9 protein-coding genes are annotated in these 16466 nt (G+C 48.3%); 1 reads left to right on the plus strand and 8 read right to left on the minus strand.

From position 1 onward, the window contains the following. The first annotated feature begins 353 nt into the window (after positions 1 to 353). Positions 354 to 1865, plus strand: coding sequence for a hypothetical protein (locus ABIE26_RS13225; protein WP_310142225.1), 1512 nt, complete (start codon positions 354 to 356; stop codon positions 1863 to 1865). Between the two features lie 3 nt (positions 1866 to 1868). Here the strand turns inward: ABIE26_RS13225 and ABIE26_RS13230 are convergent, their stop codons facing one another. The 8 genes from ABIE26_RS13230 to ABIE26_RS13265 all read right to left on the minus strand — a co-directional run bounded on the left by ABIE26_RS13230 (position 1869) and on the right by ABIE26_RS13265 (position 16329). Next, a complete protein-coding gene (locus ABIE26_RS13230; protein WP_310142224.1) occupies positions 1869 to 2675 on the minus strand; it encodes an amidohydrolase family protein in 807 nt (268 codons plus the stop codon). Next, the gene (locus tag ABIE26_RS13235; protein WP_310142223.1) at positions 2665 to 3639 is read right to left on the minus strand and encodes an amidohydrolase family protein; all 975 of its coding nucleotides are present in this window, start codon (positions 3637 to 3639) and stop codon (positions 2665 to 2667) included. Before ABIE26_RS13235 ends, ABIE26_RS13230 begins: the two co-directional genes overlap by 11 nt. A gap of 16 nt (positions 3640 to 3655) precedes the next feature. Next, positions 3656 to 4477 (minus strand): amidohydrolase family protein, encoded by an 822-nt coding sequence (locus ABIE26_RS13240; protein ID WP_310142221.1) that lies wholly within the window; start codon positions 4475 to 4477, stop codon positions 3656 to 3658. Further along, complete coding sequence (locus ABIE26_RS13245) at positions 4464 to 5984, minus strand: PQQ-dependent sugar dehydrogenase (protein ID WP_310142219.1); 1521 nt, start codon at positions 5982 to 5984, stop codon at positions 4464 to 4466. The genes ABIE26_RS13240 and ABIE26_RS13245 overlap by 14 nt, the downstream gene beginning before the upstream one ends. A 1-nt stretch (position 5985) precedes the next feature. Further along, positions 5986 to 7158: a plastocyanin/azurin family copper-binding protein gene (locus tag ABIE26_RS13250; protein ID WP_310142218.1), complete on the minus strand. Its 1173-nt coding sequence runs from the start codon at positions 7156 to 7158 to the stop codon at positions 5986 to 5988. A gap of 15 nt (positions 7159 to 7173) precedes the next feature. Then, the gene (locus ABIE26_RS13255) at positions 7174 to 11349 is read right to left on the minus strand and encodes a Rid family hydrolase (protein WP_310142216.1); all 4176 of its coding nucleotides are present in this window, start codon (positions 11347 to 11349) and stop codon (positions 7174 to 7176) included. A 190-nt stretch (positions 11350 to 11539) separates the two neighbouring features. Then, complete coding sequence (locus ABIE26_RS13260) at positions 11540 to 13012, minus strand: RagB/SusD family nutrient uptake outer membrane protein (protein ID WP_310142214.1); 1473 nt, start codon at positions 13010 to 13012, stop codon at positions 11540 to 11542. An 11-nt stretch (positions 13013 to 13023) separates the two neighbouring features. Beyond that, positions 13024 to 16329, minus strand: a complete 3306-nt coding sequence (locus ABIE26_RS13265) for a TonB-dependent receptor (protein ID WP_310142213.1) — start codon at positions 16327 to 16329, stop codon at positions 13024 to 13026. Between the last annotated feature and the right edge of the window lie 137 nt (positions 16330 to 16466).

Raw genomic sequence — 16466 nt, forward strand, 5'->3', positions numbered from 1 at the left:
AAATTATATTACGCAAGTTTTTAACAAATAAAACCGCATGAAAACCGCAAAAATAAACCTTATCTATTCAAAAAGTAGGGTCTGCTTACATTGATATGGATTTTATACTTTTACGCCAGAACACCAATGCAAAAAGAAGAAAGACATAAACTGAAAACCTTAAGGTGCTTGCTGAAACAGGAAAGCTTTTAAAAGTATATGGAGGGGCCGCCAGTAAATCATTTGTTGCGCCGTTGACCTGCAAAATGAAGTTTATGTGTACGTTACCGATTTTTATTTAAATCGTTATATTTGTTTATCCGGGGGTATTTCCTTTGTAATGAATTGATCTCATTAACCTTAAACCAAACCACATGAACACCATTGGAATTTTAATGACAGCTGTATGCCTTAGCTGGTGCGCACAGCCGGAGCGGGGAGCAGGGATAGAAATTTCGCGCAGCCGCGCTGATTACCTCTTATCCAGGGTATCTGAAAGAGACCCCTGGGAACGCATGCCCGATGCCAGCAGCATTGCCTGGCATGAAGCCGCCACCCTAAGCACCCTGGTAGATATGTATGAGGCAACAGAGGACCCCAGGTACCTGGAAGCGCTGGCCCGAAGGGGCGACCGCCTGTTGTCGCACCGGGATGATAAACGTGGTGTGACGGACGGATCCGGAAAAAGCAGGCCGGCATGGAGCATGGGCTATAAATATGTGGTGGCCAAAGGTGATCTCAAGGATCAACATGGCAAAGCCATCATCAGCATCCGCTCTACCCCCTATTCCAACAACCAGCTTACCCATGTAGAAGTTGCACATGAACCCGGAAGAACCGGAAGGTTTACACTTCAGCTAAGGAACGAATTCTGGAACCGAGAAGAAACCTTTAGCAACCTGAGCATGGATCCGGCCGACGAACGTTTTGTTGAAAAAGTAGTTAACGACCCTATGGCCCCTTATTCCACAAAAGCAGGAACCTATACAGATCGCTCCAATCTGATCGCTGTAAAGGTTGACGGCACAACGCTGCCGGTAGTCCAAAACATGACGCTCCAACCCATCCCCCTGGCTTACATGGGTTATATCGGCATCATTTATACACCCCTGCTGCGCTGTGCCGAACTGGTTAAGGCCCAGCCCGCACTTAAACATTTACAACCCGCCACAGCACGTTTCATTAAAGCTGCCGAAGAATCTTACACCGATGCCGCAGCCAGGTTATGGCGAAACGGGCCGGGCAATAATGAGGGCTATTATTTAACCTGCGAAAGGGGCGAATCTTTTCCGGCCGACAATGTAGGGGCGCCTTTCAACTTCCTGGGGAAACATGTATGTGCCGAGCTTGCCCTATACCGGTTAACGGGCAAACAAGCCTATCTGGACAGGTCTAAAAAGATGTGTCAGCTGCTGAAAAACAGACTCCAGTACCATGCGAAATCTGATCTGTACATCTGGAATTACTGGTATGAACCCATGACCACCAAGGGCTGGCTGCCGGAAGACCAGCTTTCGCAGAATGTAAAATACTTTAAGGGAGCAGCCAATGTAGAAGACATCTCTCATGGTGCTTTGGACATTGCCATGATTGTTGCAGCCCAGCAGGCCGGGATCGTTTTTGACCAGCAGGATGTGAAACGCTTTGCAAATACATTGCTGGTTAATGTTCTAACGCCCGACCGTAAAAGCGTGCGGCGCAAAGTAGATGGAGGCACAGAATATCCTGCATACTTCCAGGCGCTGCATGGCTGGGCAGACCTGGCGCATGTTAACCCTGAGGTTTATAAAGCCATACGCCAGACTTACCTGAACCGGGGCGAGGAAAGTCTGGCGATATGCGCAGCACTGTTAAAATGGGAGCGTAAACTTAAGCAGGGCAACTGACCCTTAAATACCAAGGAATTTTTTGGCGTTACCCGACCTTAACAATTCCCTGGTTGCCTCGTCGGCCTCATCAGGGCGCATGGATTCTATCCTGAGCTGTGCGGTAAGGTAATCCAGGATAGGCGCATGGGTGCCAAAAGCAAACTTGTCCCTGCCATAAGTTTTAATGAAATCGGCCATATTGGTGATGGCCCTCCCCGAATTGTCGATAATGACATTGGGCTTTTTTACCAGGGCCATTTCTTCTTCATTCAGGGCCGCATTGTTACAAAAATTAAGGATCATATATTTGGCATCAGGCACTGCCTTTATAATGGGCAATATGCTTTTCATGTTCCATTCCGGTTTAGGGGTGCCAACTATATAATCAATATCCATCCAGGAACGCTGCCTGCTGTCTACCATCCTGAAATTGAAAGCCACAGGCAGGCCGTGGTCGCGGACACGCTTAACCAGTTCGATGCAGGCAGGGTCTGCAATGTCAAAGTCGTGGTATTTGGGATAGATGCGCACACCTTTAAAACCCATCTTTTTAACGCAGGTATCCAGGTCGTCCTTCCACCCGGCATAAATCGGGTTAATGACTGCGAAAGGGATAAAGCGGTCATGGAATTTTTTATTCGACCGGATCTCCTGGATCAGTTCTTCGTTGCCTGACTGTGTATTTTTATAAAAGATGCCGTTCAGGTTGCTGATCACCGAAATGTCTACCCCAAATTTGTTCATTCTTTCCAGTAAGCCTGCGCAGGTATTGTGTTTCAGCTGTTGAAATGGCCAGTGGCCTACGTAAGCATTGATATCAATCAACATGATTGCCTCCTTTTTTTAAGATGTTGTTAAAGTTGTCAAAGAATAGTTTTTTGCGCTGTACTTCAGTCAGGTTTGAGGCCAGCACTTTGCCCACACTCTGGTAATAGCAGTTGTCCGAGCCGAAAAGCAGGCGGTCTTCGCCCAGCTGCTCCAGCGCAAAATCGATCATGTGCTCTTCGTTGTTGCTGCCGGAAGTGTCGACATAAACATTCGGGCTGTTTTTTAAGGCTTTGCACATGTACTCCCAATCGCCCCCGCCGCCTATGTGCGCATGCTGGAACATGGCTTCCGGGTACCTTGCCGCAATGGCCACAAAATCTTCCGGGATCGACACATTTTTAGGCTTGTTGCCATTGTATTTCATGCGGTAGCCACCCACACCAAGCTGTGTTTCTGCATGGGTATGGATGATCATTTTAAGATCGATCATTTTCTCTACAATGGGATAGAATGAGGGGTCGCTGATTTTAGTCTGGTAATAGGTTTTGGCCCCTACCATACCCAGGTCTACACAACGCTTGATCTCTTCAAGCGAAGCTTTGAGGTGGATGGGGTTAAAGGTAAAGCTGCCCGTAATGCGGTCGGGATGTAGTTTCATCAAGCCCAGAATGATGTTATTGTGTTCAATAAAGGCTTCCGGGCTGGCATCGGGGATGCCCTTGATGAGCCGGGTTACCGGTTTTGAAAGCACCAGCTTACGGATATTGAAACGCTCGGCATAATCGATCAGGATCTCGGCAAACTTCTTCTGCGCTTCGGGATTGCTGTTCCCCAGGTCGCAGTGTACGTGTGCATCTATTTTGGGGTATTTCAGCATCTCCTTTACGATGTCGTACCTGGGTGGTAGGCCATTTGCGGCCAGCTGCTCCTGTCTCCCTTCAGGATCAAATCCAAAAAGGCTTTTGCTTACCAGTAAGCCAGCTGCCGAAAGCCCGGTACTGGCAAAAAATTTTCTTCGGTCCATTGTGTTTTTGTTTAGGTTAAAAATTCCTGCCCGATTTGCGGAGGATATTGTTGTAGTTCTCAAAAAATACCTTCCTTTTCCGGGCTTCATCCAGTACGGATGAAATTACTTTACCAATGCCCTGAAAATAAGAACCGTCGCATCCAAAAAAGACGCGGTCCTCGCCCAGGGTTCTTACAGCAAAATCTATCATGTTTTCTTCATTATTGCTTCCTCCTGTATCTACATAAATATTAAGGTATTTTCTAAAAGCCTTGCAGGCATATTCCCAGTCGCTGCCCCCGCCAATATGCGCATACTGAAACATGGCCTCGGGATATCTTATGGCGATGTCTACAAAATCTTCGGGCAAAGAGATACCGGGGGTAGTCTGCACATCATATTTCATGCGGTAGCCGCCCACGCCCAGCTGGCTTTCGCCATGTACATGAATGATCATCTGATAAGGGATGAACTGTTCTATAACCGGATAAAACAGCGGATCATTGATTTTTACCTGGTTGTAAAGCTTCATGCCGGTCATGCCCTGGTCTATGCAGCGCTTAATTTCTTCGGCTGCTTCCTTGGGAAAAGCGGGATGGATGGTAACCTGGCCTATTAACCTGCCGGGATACCTTTTCATGGCATTCAGCACCAGGTCGTTATACGCCTTAATTTCCTCAGGCTTGTCAGCCATCTTTTTGGCTACAGGTAGGGCAATAAAAAGTTTCTCTATACCCAGGCGATCTGCATAATCCATCTGGGCCTTTGCCTGCGCGTCCTGTGCATATGCATTGGCATAGGCGTCAATCTTCCTGTACTTTAAAGCTTCCGTTAATATGTCTTTACCTGTTGCCATCCGCAGGGTTTAATAGTTTATTGAGGGTATAGCAGATCAGCTTATTGGCCAATGGTGTACCCTCGTTTGAAGTGATGCCCCCAAGTTTCAGTTCGTAAACATAACCAGGTTTCAGGGCGCCCAGTTTCAGGGACACTTTTTTCTGATCGGCTGAAATGCTGATGCCGGTAACCGGAACCTCCTGCAGGTCTTGCTGCATGGTGTTGTCTGCCCCCTCATGTTTTACTTTTCGCTGGTATTTGTAGAAATAATGCCTGAACTTATAGTTGTCAGGATTTGATGCTTCCGCTTTGTTTACAGGTTGGGTAAAGGTAAGTTCGAAGCCATCGTGGCTGAGCTTCATGGTATACACATCCATCGGGGCCCTGGCATTAAACACAATGCGTTGAATGCCAATATCGCCGCTCCATCCATAAGCAATCTGGCCTGTCCAGAGGCTGCCATCGGGCGCAAAAGCCAAACGATTATTCCCTTTCCTTAAGCCGTGTCCGTCTAAAAATGGGATGCAGGCACCCTGCAGCTGGCCCTGCACTTTTTCGAGCATCACCCGTACAATCCTGTCACGGTTCATCTCCCCTACAAACAACTGCCCCGCAAAGGGGCCAAACTTGCCTCCTGTAGCATCGCAAAGTGGCTGTGAAGGGGAGTTGGCCATAATGCCCTGCGGGAACAGTACAGCGGCTTTGGTACGCATGGCATCCAGTTCCTTTACAGGCAGGGCCAATGGGCTCTTGCCTTTCCAGTCTTTGTTCCAGACCAGGCTGGCGGGGTGACCGTAAAATTTGCCTTCCTCTACATGGTACAGGGTGCTGGTCTCTACCCAGTCGCTCTGGTTATCGGTTACAAACAAATTGCCCTCCAGGTCGAAACCGAGACCGTTGGGCGAGCGCATGCCCGAAGCATAGGGATGCAGCTTGCCATCTGGTGTTAGTTTCATCACCCACCCCCTGTAGGGGACAACGGAGTACATTTCATAAAGCCCCTGCTGAAGATCGCGACCAAACGGATTAAATCTGCCCCGCAGCTCCTGGTTTACCGAGCCGCCCGGCGAAGCGGTATTGAGCGCTATGAAAAGATTGCCTTTTTTATCCCTTGCCGGACCATAATTGAATTCGTGATAATTTCCGGAAAGACCAAAATCATCGGTCAGCTTTTCATACACATCGGCCCTGCCGTCTCCATCGGTATCTTTAACACGCGTGAGTTCAGGGCGCTGCATTACCACCAGTTCAGCATTGCTGACTGCCATAATGCCCAGCGGTTCGTGCAGGCCATCGGCAAATATGCTCCAATGTTTTGCTGCCGGGTCGTAGATCATCACTTCCCCACGGATAAAACAGGCCACCAGACGGCCATCGGGCAGAAAATCAATACCTCCTGTTTCGCTGGTCAGCCCCTCGGGCATGGTTATGGTTTCCACGGTATAGGCTTCCTGTCCTTTCACAGAAAAAACACTTGCCAAAAACAGCAATAGGACCGCAGCCCTGTTAATGCTTACTGATCTCATATCAACGTCTTTTTTTATTGTAAACCAATGGATAGCTGGTAATGGTGACCGAAAAGTCGCGGGCCTGCTGCGGACTCAGTTTGAGCTTGTCCTTTTCCCAAACGCCGGAAGAGGCCTCGTAAGTTTCTGATTCATTATTAACTGCACAGGCCAGCCAAACGGTTTTACGCGCATCGGGGATGCGGAACTTACGGATCAGACCTTTCCCGTCCGCCTTAGGCAAAATCAGCTCGTATACATCTGTGCCATTGAGGGTGTAATGAAATTCGGGGTATTTGTTGATCAGGCGATAACCCTTGTAATCTGTAACCGGGATCTCATCGGCTTTGCCGATGCGCAATGGACTGGTTGTTATTTCGCGGTAAAAGATGGTACCAACAATTTTGGCTACGGCATCCGCATGGCCTTTCCAGATGCCCGTGTTGTCTACAAAACCACCCTTCCAGGCATACCTTAAGCGACATAAACCTGCGTCCCAGCAGTACGACAATTCCTGGGGCAGGCTTACGGCTATGGCAGCGGGTCCGGCATCTTCCATGAAAATGCGGTACAGATATGGCGCAACGGGAGTGTAGGGATGACTTGCTGTCACTTTTTTAGGCTCCGGCATTTTATGCATATCGTGCTGATTGTGCATATCGTGCGAACCTGCCGCAGCTACCTGATCCTCCTGCCTTGAAGGCGGAATATTCGGGTCCGTTTTTAGGTCGGGCATTTTTCCATCGGGGCTCACATACATCACACCGTACATCACAAAGCCATGACCCGGGAACGTGCATACATAGGGGTAGGCTCCGGCTTTTGAGGGCGCTTTAAAGCTGAGCGATCTGGTCTGATCGGGGGAAACCACAGGGATAGACCAAAGCACGTCGGCCGATTTGGGAACGTAATTCATTGCAGGCCCTTTCTCTTCCAATGCCAAAGCCGCATTGACCACATTTACCCTGGCCCCGGGTTTGGTAATGAGCAGATTGTGGCTCATGTCGTCGGTATTGGTAAAATTCAGTTTTACCGCCGCTCCGGGTTTTACGGTAAAGCGCGCCACATCGTACTGCAGACCGGGAAGCACTTTCAGTTCGATTACCGTTGGCGGCGTGGCTGCCGATTGCCCCAGGCCATATTTTACCGGCAGTACAAACAAGAGCAACACGAGTATTCTTTTGGCTAAAAACATATGCTTCTGTTTACGTTATTTTTCCTTAACCACACCAATCATATCAATACAAAGCTCCTTGCCTTGTATGCCTACACCTTTCACTTTTGCCTTTGATGCCGCGGGTGGACTTTCAGGCTTGTAATATTTCGGACGGATGATATTCAGATCGTTGCTGGCACTATCGGTCACCACATAATAGGTGGCCTTGACCAGGTGATCAAAATCAGTCCCGGCCTTGGTTAAAATGCCAGACATCTCCTTAAAAATAGCTGCTGTTTCATTTTCTATCTCCTTACCGGTTTCGCCATACAGTGAGGAGAGGTATACCTTACTGCCATAATTGATGCGTGTAACCTTTGCGTATACCGGCGATGCTGTCATCCCGGCCGGTGTAATGAAATCCAGCGGTGTTTGCGGTTTGTTTAAAGCTGGCGGCACCGCCGCAATCAGCTCAATTTCTATCAGCGGCTTTTTGCTGGTCCATTCTATATATACCGTAGGCGGAAGGGTATAGCCTTCAAAAAAAGCAGCCATCTCCTTTTTTACCAGGTCAATATCTGCAGCAGGGCAAATGAAAGACTTCACCTGCACCACATCGCTCTTTTTCAGGCCCAGGTATTGCAGGGTAGAATCCAGCTGTTTCAGGGTTGCCCGGGCCGCCCCGGCAATCTCCCCGTTTGCGGCCTGACCAGACACATATGCAACACCAGCCCCTGGCAAAACGGCAACCAGGGACTGGTGAGGGGGAGCTGCAGATAAATCAGAAACACCGATGGCGTCAATTGCAAAAAGTGCTTCGGAAGGGATGATATCTCCGGTTACCAGACTTACAGCGGGTCTTTTTCCGGCTTTAAAACGATTGCTAATGTATTTCCTGAGTTCAGGAACTAGTTTGTTATCGGCCACGCAAACGTTGAGCTTAACTGCCCGGTCCAGGCCGGAGCCACCTGTTTTTAAGGCCAGGTCTGCATTTTCGAAAAGCTGTTTCAGTTGTAGGCCCGGGTTAGCTTTGCCAACAATTTTTCCGTTCTTATCTGCAGGCAGCAGTTGTGTAGTATGTGCCAGTGGGGCTTTACCTGCCACTACGGCGAGCGCACCGCCTGTATATTTGGAATTACCGATGTACTGCATAGTTTGTTTTGATTTGGTTGCGGGAGGATTGGGTTCCCATTGGGTATGTGAAGACACTTTAAATGTGGCACCTTCGTCGAAGTCGTAGGTATACCGGCGCTCTGCCTGCCCGGCATCGTCTTTCCCACCGGCTGCACTATAATCGCTCACAAAAGTTATTGGCCCACAATAAACGCGGGTTAAATTCCCTTCCCTTGTAATGTTTTTTATGGTATAGGAGGCATCCCGGTTGCCTTTGGTTGCTATCAGGAGTTGCTCTCCGGTCAGACTGCCATCAGCAGGCAATGCGGTATCTACCAGCAGCCATCCACCACCCCCCAGACCCTTGTTCATCTTTACAACTTTGCCTGTAAAAGCACCTTCGGATTTAAGCTCCAGCTGATGATATTTCAGCAGGGTGCCATCTATTAAAATTCCTTTAACAGGTTTTCCAGCCTTTTCTTTGATATAGCCCAGGCTGCCGTTCAGCAGCATACCGTTATCCAGCCGGAAGGGTGTTCCTCCATCCGGGTTATACAAGACATAATCTACCTCACCGTTCAGCAGTTCTATCTTTAAAGCCACCTTATTGTCCTTCCCATCGTCCAGTCTTTTCAGGGATTTCAGGAAAGGGTTGTGCTGGTAAGGCTCCAGTACCGAAACAAAATTGCTGTTCAGGTTTTCGCCCTGCCGGTGCATCAATACATAGCCTAGGGTTTTGGGGTTGCCCGGCTTGTTCTGGGGCGGATCACCATCGGCAAGCGTCACATCCTGCACAGCGCTTAGCGCATGCATGCGCAGGTGCGTATCCTCTCCAGCTTTCATGCCCCGGTAGGAAGGGTCTACTTTCCAGTCAATCATAAATTGCCCTGGTGGCTGATTGTCCCTTTGCACATTGTACAGATGGGCATATCCTATAGGCGTATTTCCGGCCAAAACTCCCTTAGGCACATCTTCACCAGCATAGCTGCCCTTCTCCTGCTTTTTCAGCTCCAGTCCGGCTGTAGTCACTATACCCGGAGGGCCATGAAAACTGTACACATGGTCAGCACCTCCGGTTACCCTGAATATATCGAGCACATAAGCATTACTGTCGGTACCCCCGGCCTTATCAGGCGTCCCGCCAATCAGCAACATTGTGCGTGTATATCCCTTTATTGACGGGTATGCACTGCTGCCGTCCAGCTCGAAGGCACCAAAACCTTTCAATTGTTTAAAGAGACGGGTATGTCCGCCCCAACCCTCTTTCTGCGGTTGTTTGTTCACATAAACCAGGTTGTGCGAAATGGTGCTTCCCGTCCATTCATTATTGCTTGGCCAGCGGGTTGCATATTCGGGATAACCGTGGTCTGGCGCCATCCATTTGCCAAAGGCGAAGAGATCGAAATTGAGCAGATCGGGATGTGCATGTTTGATGGTCCGGCCGTAATTACTGGCTATAGCCGTGCCTTTCATCCCTGTTCCGGCCTCGAGTGTGGCCAGGCCGAAGCCGCTCATCAAATTACCCCTGTTCGGGACTGCTGCTGCCTGCCGGGCAGCACGCTCAATCTCCTGCCCCAGCAATTCGGGGTTTTCTGCGAAAATATCAAGACCAAGTCCCTTTGCAGTGTTTCCATTTGCACGATAAGCGGCCAGCGCCATTTCAGGATCGCGGGTTTGTGCATAGCCCAGGGCAATGAAATCGGCGCTGACGGCACCTTTGGAAACCAGTCCGGTTGAGCCGGAGTCACCAATATTCGGGACGGCAACACCCAGCACTGCCATGCGGTAGGCTGTCATGAAGGTTGCGCTGAACTGTGGAAGATCGCGGTAAATATGGTGTTTGGTGTAAGCCGGATAACCCGCCAGTGTTTGTGCCAGTTTAGCCACCAGGTTACCCCACATAAAGGCATAGCCCGGGGCGCCTTCGTCTGATGTGCCGTCGCGATCAAAGTTACGGATCATGAGTCCCGGAATATCACCCCCTCCCGGCGCAAAAATCCAGTCTAGCCATTCAGATGTTTCGGGGCTACTGTTCAAAGCAATGGCACATTTGGCCGCACTAAGCTGGTGCATACCCTGGTTGCCATAAACCTGGCGCGATAGAACAGCTTTAAATCCTGTACGCAGGATGCCATCGTCTACATTCTTTACAAAAAGCCCGCGTGTTCCCTTTGCCTTTCCGAGTTTATATTTTTTAGATTGCCCGAGCAAAAATGCATAGAGGCCGGGCTGGTCAACCGTGCCGCTCAATATCTTATCGTAGGCATCAGCAAAATTCTGCACTACGTTTGTTTCCCATATTGAGCCTTCAATTTTGCCCATGTTCCGCCCACCGTCTGAATGGTACCAGCCCCTGTCGGCATAAGGTTTCCAGTCCATATCGGGATATACGTCGGCAATCCTGTCCAGTAGTATAGCAGCCTTGGCGGCGTAGCGCTTATCGCCGGTATACAAAAAGGCATCTGCAAGCATCCGCAAACCATCTCCTATCTCGTCCCAGTATTTCCAGGCATAATAACCAACAAACTTATAACTGCGCCCTTCGGCATTGACATAGCCAAAACCATCGTCTACCCCGTACTTATGCAGGGGGTCCTGAGGATCTGGATGTGCCGTATTATACAGCAAACGCTTATCCCCTTTTGCAGGGTTAAAAAGGCCCCGCTCATCAATGGCAGTTTTGTAGTACTTCCCGAAATCGTTGGTTGGAAAAACAGCCTGGCAAGACGGACAGGTCAGTTTCCAGGGTTGTTTTTCAAAATCGGGGTTATAGGGATAGTTGCCATGGCGGGAAATTTTGTGGCCACATTTCAGGCAGCCCAGGAATTTCGGCCCTTTGGTAAGTCGGTCGAAGGTCACATCAATGCAGCGGGGCAGGTCCTGACCAGGCACCATCTCCCATAACGCTTCATCAGATTTTGCCAGCCATTTTGCAGCCCTTGAAACAACGGCATCGCGTTGCTTTCGTGCCCATTCGTAACGCTCGCAGTTGGCCCTTAAATTGGCGATCTTACCTTCAGTATAAAAACCGCCGTATATCCGGTTGGCATATAGCCCGGTAGTCCACAACAGCCCGGCTGTCATGAACAGGTAAATCAGTTTGAAATTCGGTTTCATTTGGTGTGTGCATTAAACTCCGTTAACGTTACCGAAAATAATCATATAATTTTAAAATCCCTCATGATTTGCGTTTTTTCTTTTGCCATAAACATAGTCAAACATATAATGTGTACGTAACCACATAAAATTACCCTTTATTTAAAGGAGCTGTACAAATTTGTACTTGTACAGCTCATGTCCTGTATTTTCAGTAATCCTGATTTTGCGCCAGTATGCCCGGGTTATATACTTCAATCTGCCGTTGCGGTATCGGAAAAAGTACATAATTCGGTTTGGGCTGCAGGGTAAATTTCAGTGCAGTCTGTGTAGTCGGGTTATACCCCCGTTCTTCAAAAGCCAGTTCGGTCAATAACCTTCCGGTCCGCACCAGGTCAAACCACCTTTCGTTTTCAAAGGCAAACTCCAGTCGCCTTTCCAGCAAAATCTTATCGGTAAAGGCATCAGCCGTTGCAATATCGGCCAGGGTATAGTTTTTAGTTGCATTGCCAAAGGCGCGGCTACGGATCTTATTGAGTTCTGCAAGCGCCAGATCTGGCCGGTTTAAGCCGTACTGCACTTCTGCCAGCAGCAAAATGACATCTGCATAGCGCAAAACAGGCAGGTCTATTCCCGATGAATTCAGCAGGTGTTTCACCTCATACTTGCTCACATGCGGAAACCATACTGTAGGTGAATTGGCCGGTGTTGGTGTTTTATAAAATTCTGTAATGGAAGCGGCCTTTCGTGTATCACCCACTTCAAAAAGTTTGTGCAAATCCCAGGAAGGGAATACAGATTCGAGGCCCGATGAGGCGATGCCGGTTTTACCACCAAAAGGCAGAAATGCGCTGCTCAGGGCATGGCCGTTTGTGCCTTCTATGTATTTGATGGCGAAAATCAGTTCGGCATTGTCTTCATTTTCCAGTTTCCAGAGCGCAGCAAAATCAGTTTGCAGGGCATAACCATAACCGGCCACCATATCCAGGTAGGTTTTGGCATTTGGCCAGTCCTTCAGGTAAACATACACTTTGCCCAGCAAGGCGGCAGCTACCCCATTGCTCACCCGTCCCTTTGGCATATCTGCTTTTGCAGGCAAGGTAGCCAGGGCATCTTTAAGGTCACTGATGATCAGGCTGTAGATCTCTTCCTTGCTTGCCCTGGGTGTAGATTTGGCTTCGTTTATTTCCAGCAATGTAGTTACTTTGGGTACGCCGCCAAACAGCCGCACCATATCAAAATAAAAAAGTGCCCGCATAAATTTGGCCTCACCGATAAGCTGTTCTTTCTGCTTTGCCTTATAATCCTCAGGGTTATCAATATTGGCCAGCACCACATTGGCCCTGAATATGCCGCTGTAGCTGGCTTCCCAGAAAGTAGCAAAGAGCTGGTTTGCCGAGGTGATGGCCATATTGTCTACGTCATCGGCTCCGGCCGATAAGGTATAGGTTGTTCTGTAAAGGTTATCTGTCGGCAGTTCCAGCAAAATGTAGTCCGTTGGTTTTCGGCTTTGGTAACTGCTGTATATACCAATTACGGCCAGGTCAAGATCTTTCGCTGTTTTGTAATAATCGGTCGTAGTCAGCACAGAATCAGGCTTAATTTCGGTAAGGTCTTTATTGCAGGCGGTGATGGTTAACGTAAGCAATACCGCGAGCATTTTTATATATGTATTTCTTTTCATGATGTGTGGCTTTAAAAGTTTACATTCAAACCCAGGGTATAGATTCTGTTTATAGGTTCGGAGCCGCCGTTATAACCGGGCTTGCTGGTTAGGCCTCCAATCTCTCCCATCGTATAACCTTCGGGATTGTAACCATGAAAACCTTTTTTGGTAAGCATAAACGGATTGCTGATAGAGGTATAGATGCGGAAACTTTGCATGCGCAGTTTCTGGGCAATAGCCTTTGGAAGGGTATAGCCCAGGTTCAGGTTCCTTACTGCTAAAAACGAGGCATCTTCTATATACACATCAGAATTGGCCTGCCAGGTTAGTTTGCTTAAAGCAGCACCAGGCATTCTGCCATCGCCAGGCTCGGCGGCCGACCACCATTGGGTTTCTACCAGAGAGCGGCGCATGGCACCGGCAAGGGCACCCTGGTAATATTCGTTTTCAAAATTATACATTTTGGCCCCCAGGGAAGCCTGCATTACAATACTCAAATCGAAATTCTTCCAGGAAAAATCATTGACCATGCCCATAAACAGCTTGGGATGAAAACTGCCCAGAATTACCCTGTCGGATGAGTTGATGGTCCCATCTTTAACCACATCCTCGTATTTGGTATTTCCTGGCAGCGAACCCGCCAGTATCGGCGAATTTGCCACGTCATTTGCATCCTGCAATACCCCTATGGATTTAAAGCCGTAATAGGAGAACATGGGCTCTCCAACGCGCAGGATCCAGCTCATGCCAAAGGTATCGGTATTGATGCGTTCATTTACCCCACCCAGGCTGACCACCTTGTTGCGGTTACGGGTAAGGTTAAAAGAGGTTTCCCATTTAAAGGCCCCGGTTAGGTTTTTGGTGTTGACCTCCAACTCTATCCCCCTGTTGTTTACTTCCCCGGTATTTCTAAGGGAGGTAATGAAACCTGTGGTTGCCGGTATGGATTCCAGGTACAATAAATCACTGGTATTTTTATTGTAATAGTCAAAAACTATATTTATCCGATCACGAAATAGACCAAGCTCCATTCCCACATCATAACTCCGGTTTTCTTCCCACCTCAGGTCCTTATTGCCAAAAGTAGTTTGGGCCTGCCCCTTGGTAAGCACGCCGTTTGGCGCATAATACACATCGCTTATCCCACCCAGGTAACCAAAATCAGGGATGTTAAAATTACCCGTAACCCCATAGCTGGCACGCAGTTTTAAATTACTGACCAGTTTGTTCTCTTTAAAAAAATCTTCTTTGGAAACGCGCCAGGCTACGGAAGCCGAAGGGAAGAAGCCCCATTTGTTGTTCGGGGCAAACCTGGAACTGCCATCGGTACGCATAGAGGCGGCCAGCAGGTACTTCTCCTTAAAATCGTAATTGATCCTGCCGAAATAAGATGCAAGCCCCCAGCTTGTTTTGCTGGTGCGTGTAAGTGTTGGCGAAATCACTGCATAGTTCAGTGTTTCTATCACATCATTGCTAAAACTGCCGGCAACGATACCCATAGCAGTAGCACGTGTCTTTGATTTCTGGAAAGAAGCACCCAGTATACCGCTCAGGCTATGCCCGCCGCTAAAGCTCTTGTTATAGCTCAATACGTTCTCGTTGATCAGGTTAAAATTCCTGGTATCGGCCGCCGATCCGGTTGCTGCATTGGTAGCATTTCCAAAGGCACTTTGGTACACTTCATTGGTGGTATAGGTAATGTTGGCGCCTACTGAGGATCTTAGTTTCAGCCCTTTCAAAATGTCCAGGCCAACATAGATTTCACCAACGTTGTTCATGGCATTGGTATAATTTTTAGTGGCATCCAGCACGGCCATAGGGTTCAGCCCGCCTGTAACCACAATGCCCCAGTAATCGCGGGCTTTGGGATAGGTGCCATCCGGATTTTTAACCGCTACAAAAGGAGGGTACTTAACCATAGCTTCAATACCCAGCCCCAGGTTCCTGCGGTTGTTATAATTGGGACTCAGCATAAAGCCCATATTGAGTGTGTTGTTTATTTTAAGGTCTACATTGGCACGAACGGCATAACTGGTATAAGCTGTATTTCTGATGGTTCCCCTTTCATCTTTAAATGTACCGGAAACATAATATTTGGCATTATCGCTCCCCCCCGAAACAGAGAGGTTATAGTTTTGTATGGGTGCAGTTTCCAGTACTTCATCCTGCCAGTTTACGTTGCCTTCTTTGATCACAGGGTTCACCTGGTAGGCCGCAGGTCGTCTTGCATCGCCCCATACCGGGATGGTTGGATCACCTCCAGCCCAAACATACTCCCTGTTCTGGTAGCGTAGCACATAATCATAATATTCCTGCCCGCTGATCCAGTCGTCATGACCTACAGCTTTGGCCATACCAGTGTAAGCATTAAAGTTCAATTGCGGCTTACCTGCTTTTCCTTTTTTTGTGGTGATAATGATTACTCCGCCCGAGCCACGTGAACCATAAATGGCAGCCGAAGAAGCATCCTTTAATACTTCCATGGACGCTACATCGTTCATGTTCACGTTGTCCAGACTTCCCCCCGGGAAACCATCTATTACGATCAACGGCTCATTTCCCGCATCCAGTGATGAGGCTCCCCTGATACGGATTATGGGGGCTTCGCCTGGTCTTGCACGCGTGGTTGAAATATTGATCCCTGCCATGCGCCCAACCACCGCGGTTTCAAAACGCCCTGCCGGGATCTGGTCCAGGTTCTTGTTTTCAATTTTCGAAATGGCAGCCGTAAGTGAGCTCTTCTTGACGGTACCATAACCCACCACTACCAGTTCTTCCAAAGCCGTGGAATCTTCTCGCAGTTTTACATTAATGATGGTCTGGTTGTTTACGGCAACTTCCTGGGTAGCATAGCCCACAAAAGAAAACACCAGCGTTCCATTTTCAGGTGCATTAATGGCATATTTCCCGGATATATCGGTAGATATTCCTGCATTGCGCCCTTTTACCCTAACACTTACACCGGGGATGCTTATTCCCTTTATATCTGTAACTGTACCTGTAACCTTAATATCGGCCTGCTGCAGCAAGGGCTTTTCCCCTTTGAATTCCTTAATGATTACGGTTTTCATCAGTACCTCATAAGTAAAGGGCTGTTCCTTAAAACACAGCTGCAAAACCTCGTGTATATCCAGGTCTTTAACATTCAGGTTTACATTTCTGGCGCTTTTTAAACTCTTCTGATTGTACACAAAACTATAGCCGCTTTGCTTCCTGATCTCCTTTAAAACCTCGGTAAGTGGCACATTTTTGCTTACCAAAGTAATTTTTTGGGCGTAACCAGCAGCATGTACATGCATCAGGGCCGTTAAGAGTAAAATCAATGTCAGCTTCATTACTAAAAGAAATTTATAAAATACCGGGCAGCCTGCACCAGGCAAGTGTAATAGATTAAATTTCATACATTTGAATAATTTGAGTGGTGAATATTGCTTGTTTATCAATCAATGGGCTCAAAGCTTCCGGGAGCGCT

This window comes from Pedobacter africanus, from assembly GCF_040548825.1.
Taxonomy (GTDB): Bacteria; Bacteroidota; Bacteroidia; order Sphingobacteriales; family Sphingobacteriaceae; genus Pedobacter; species Pedobacter africanus_A.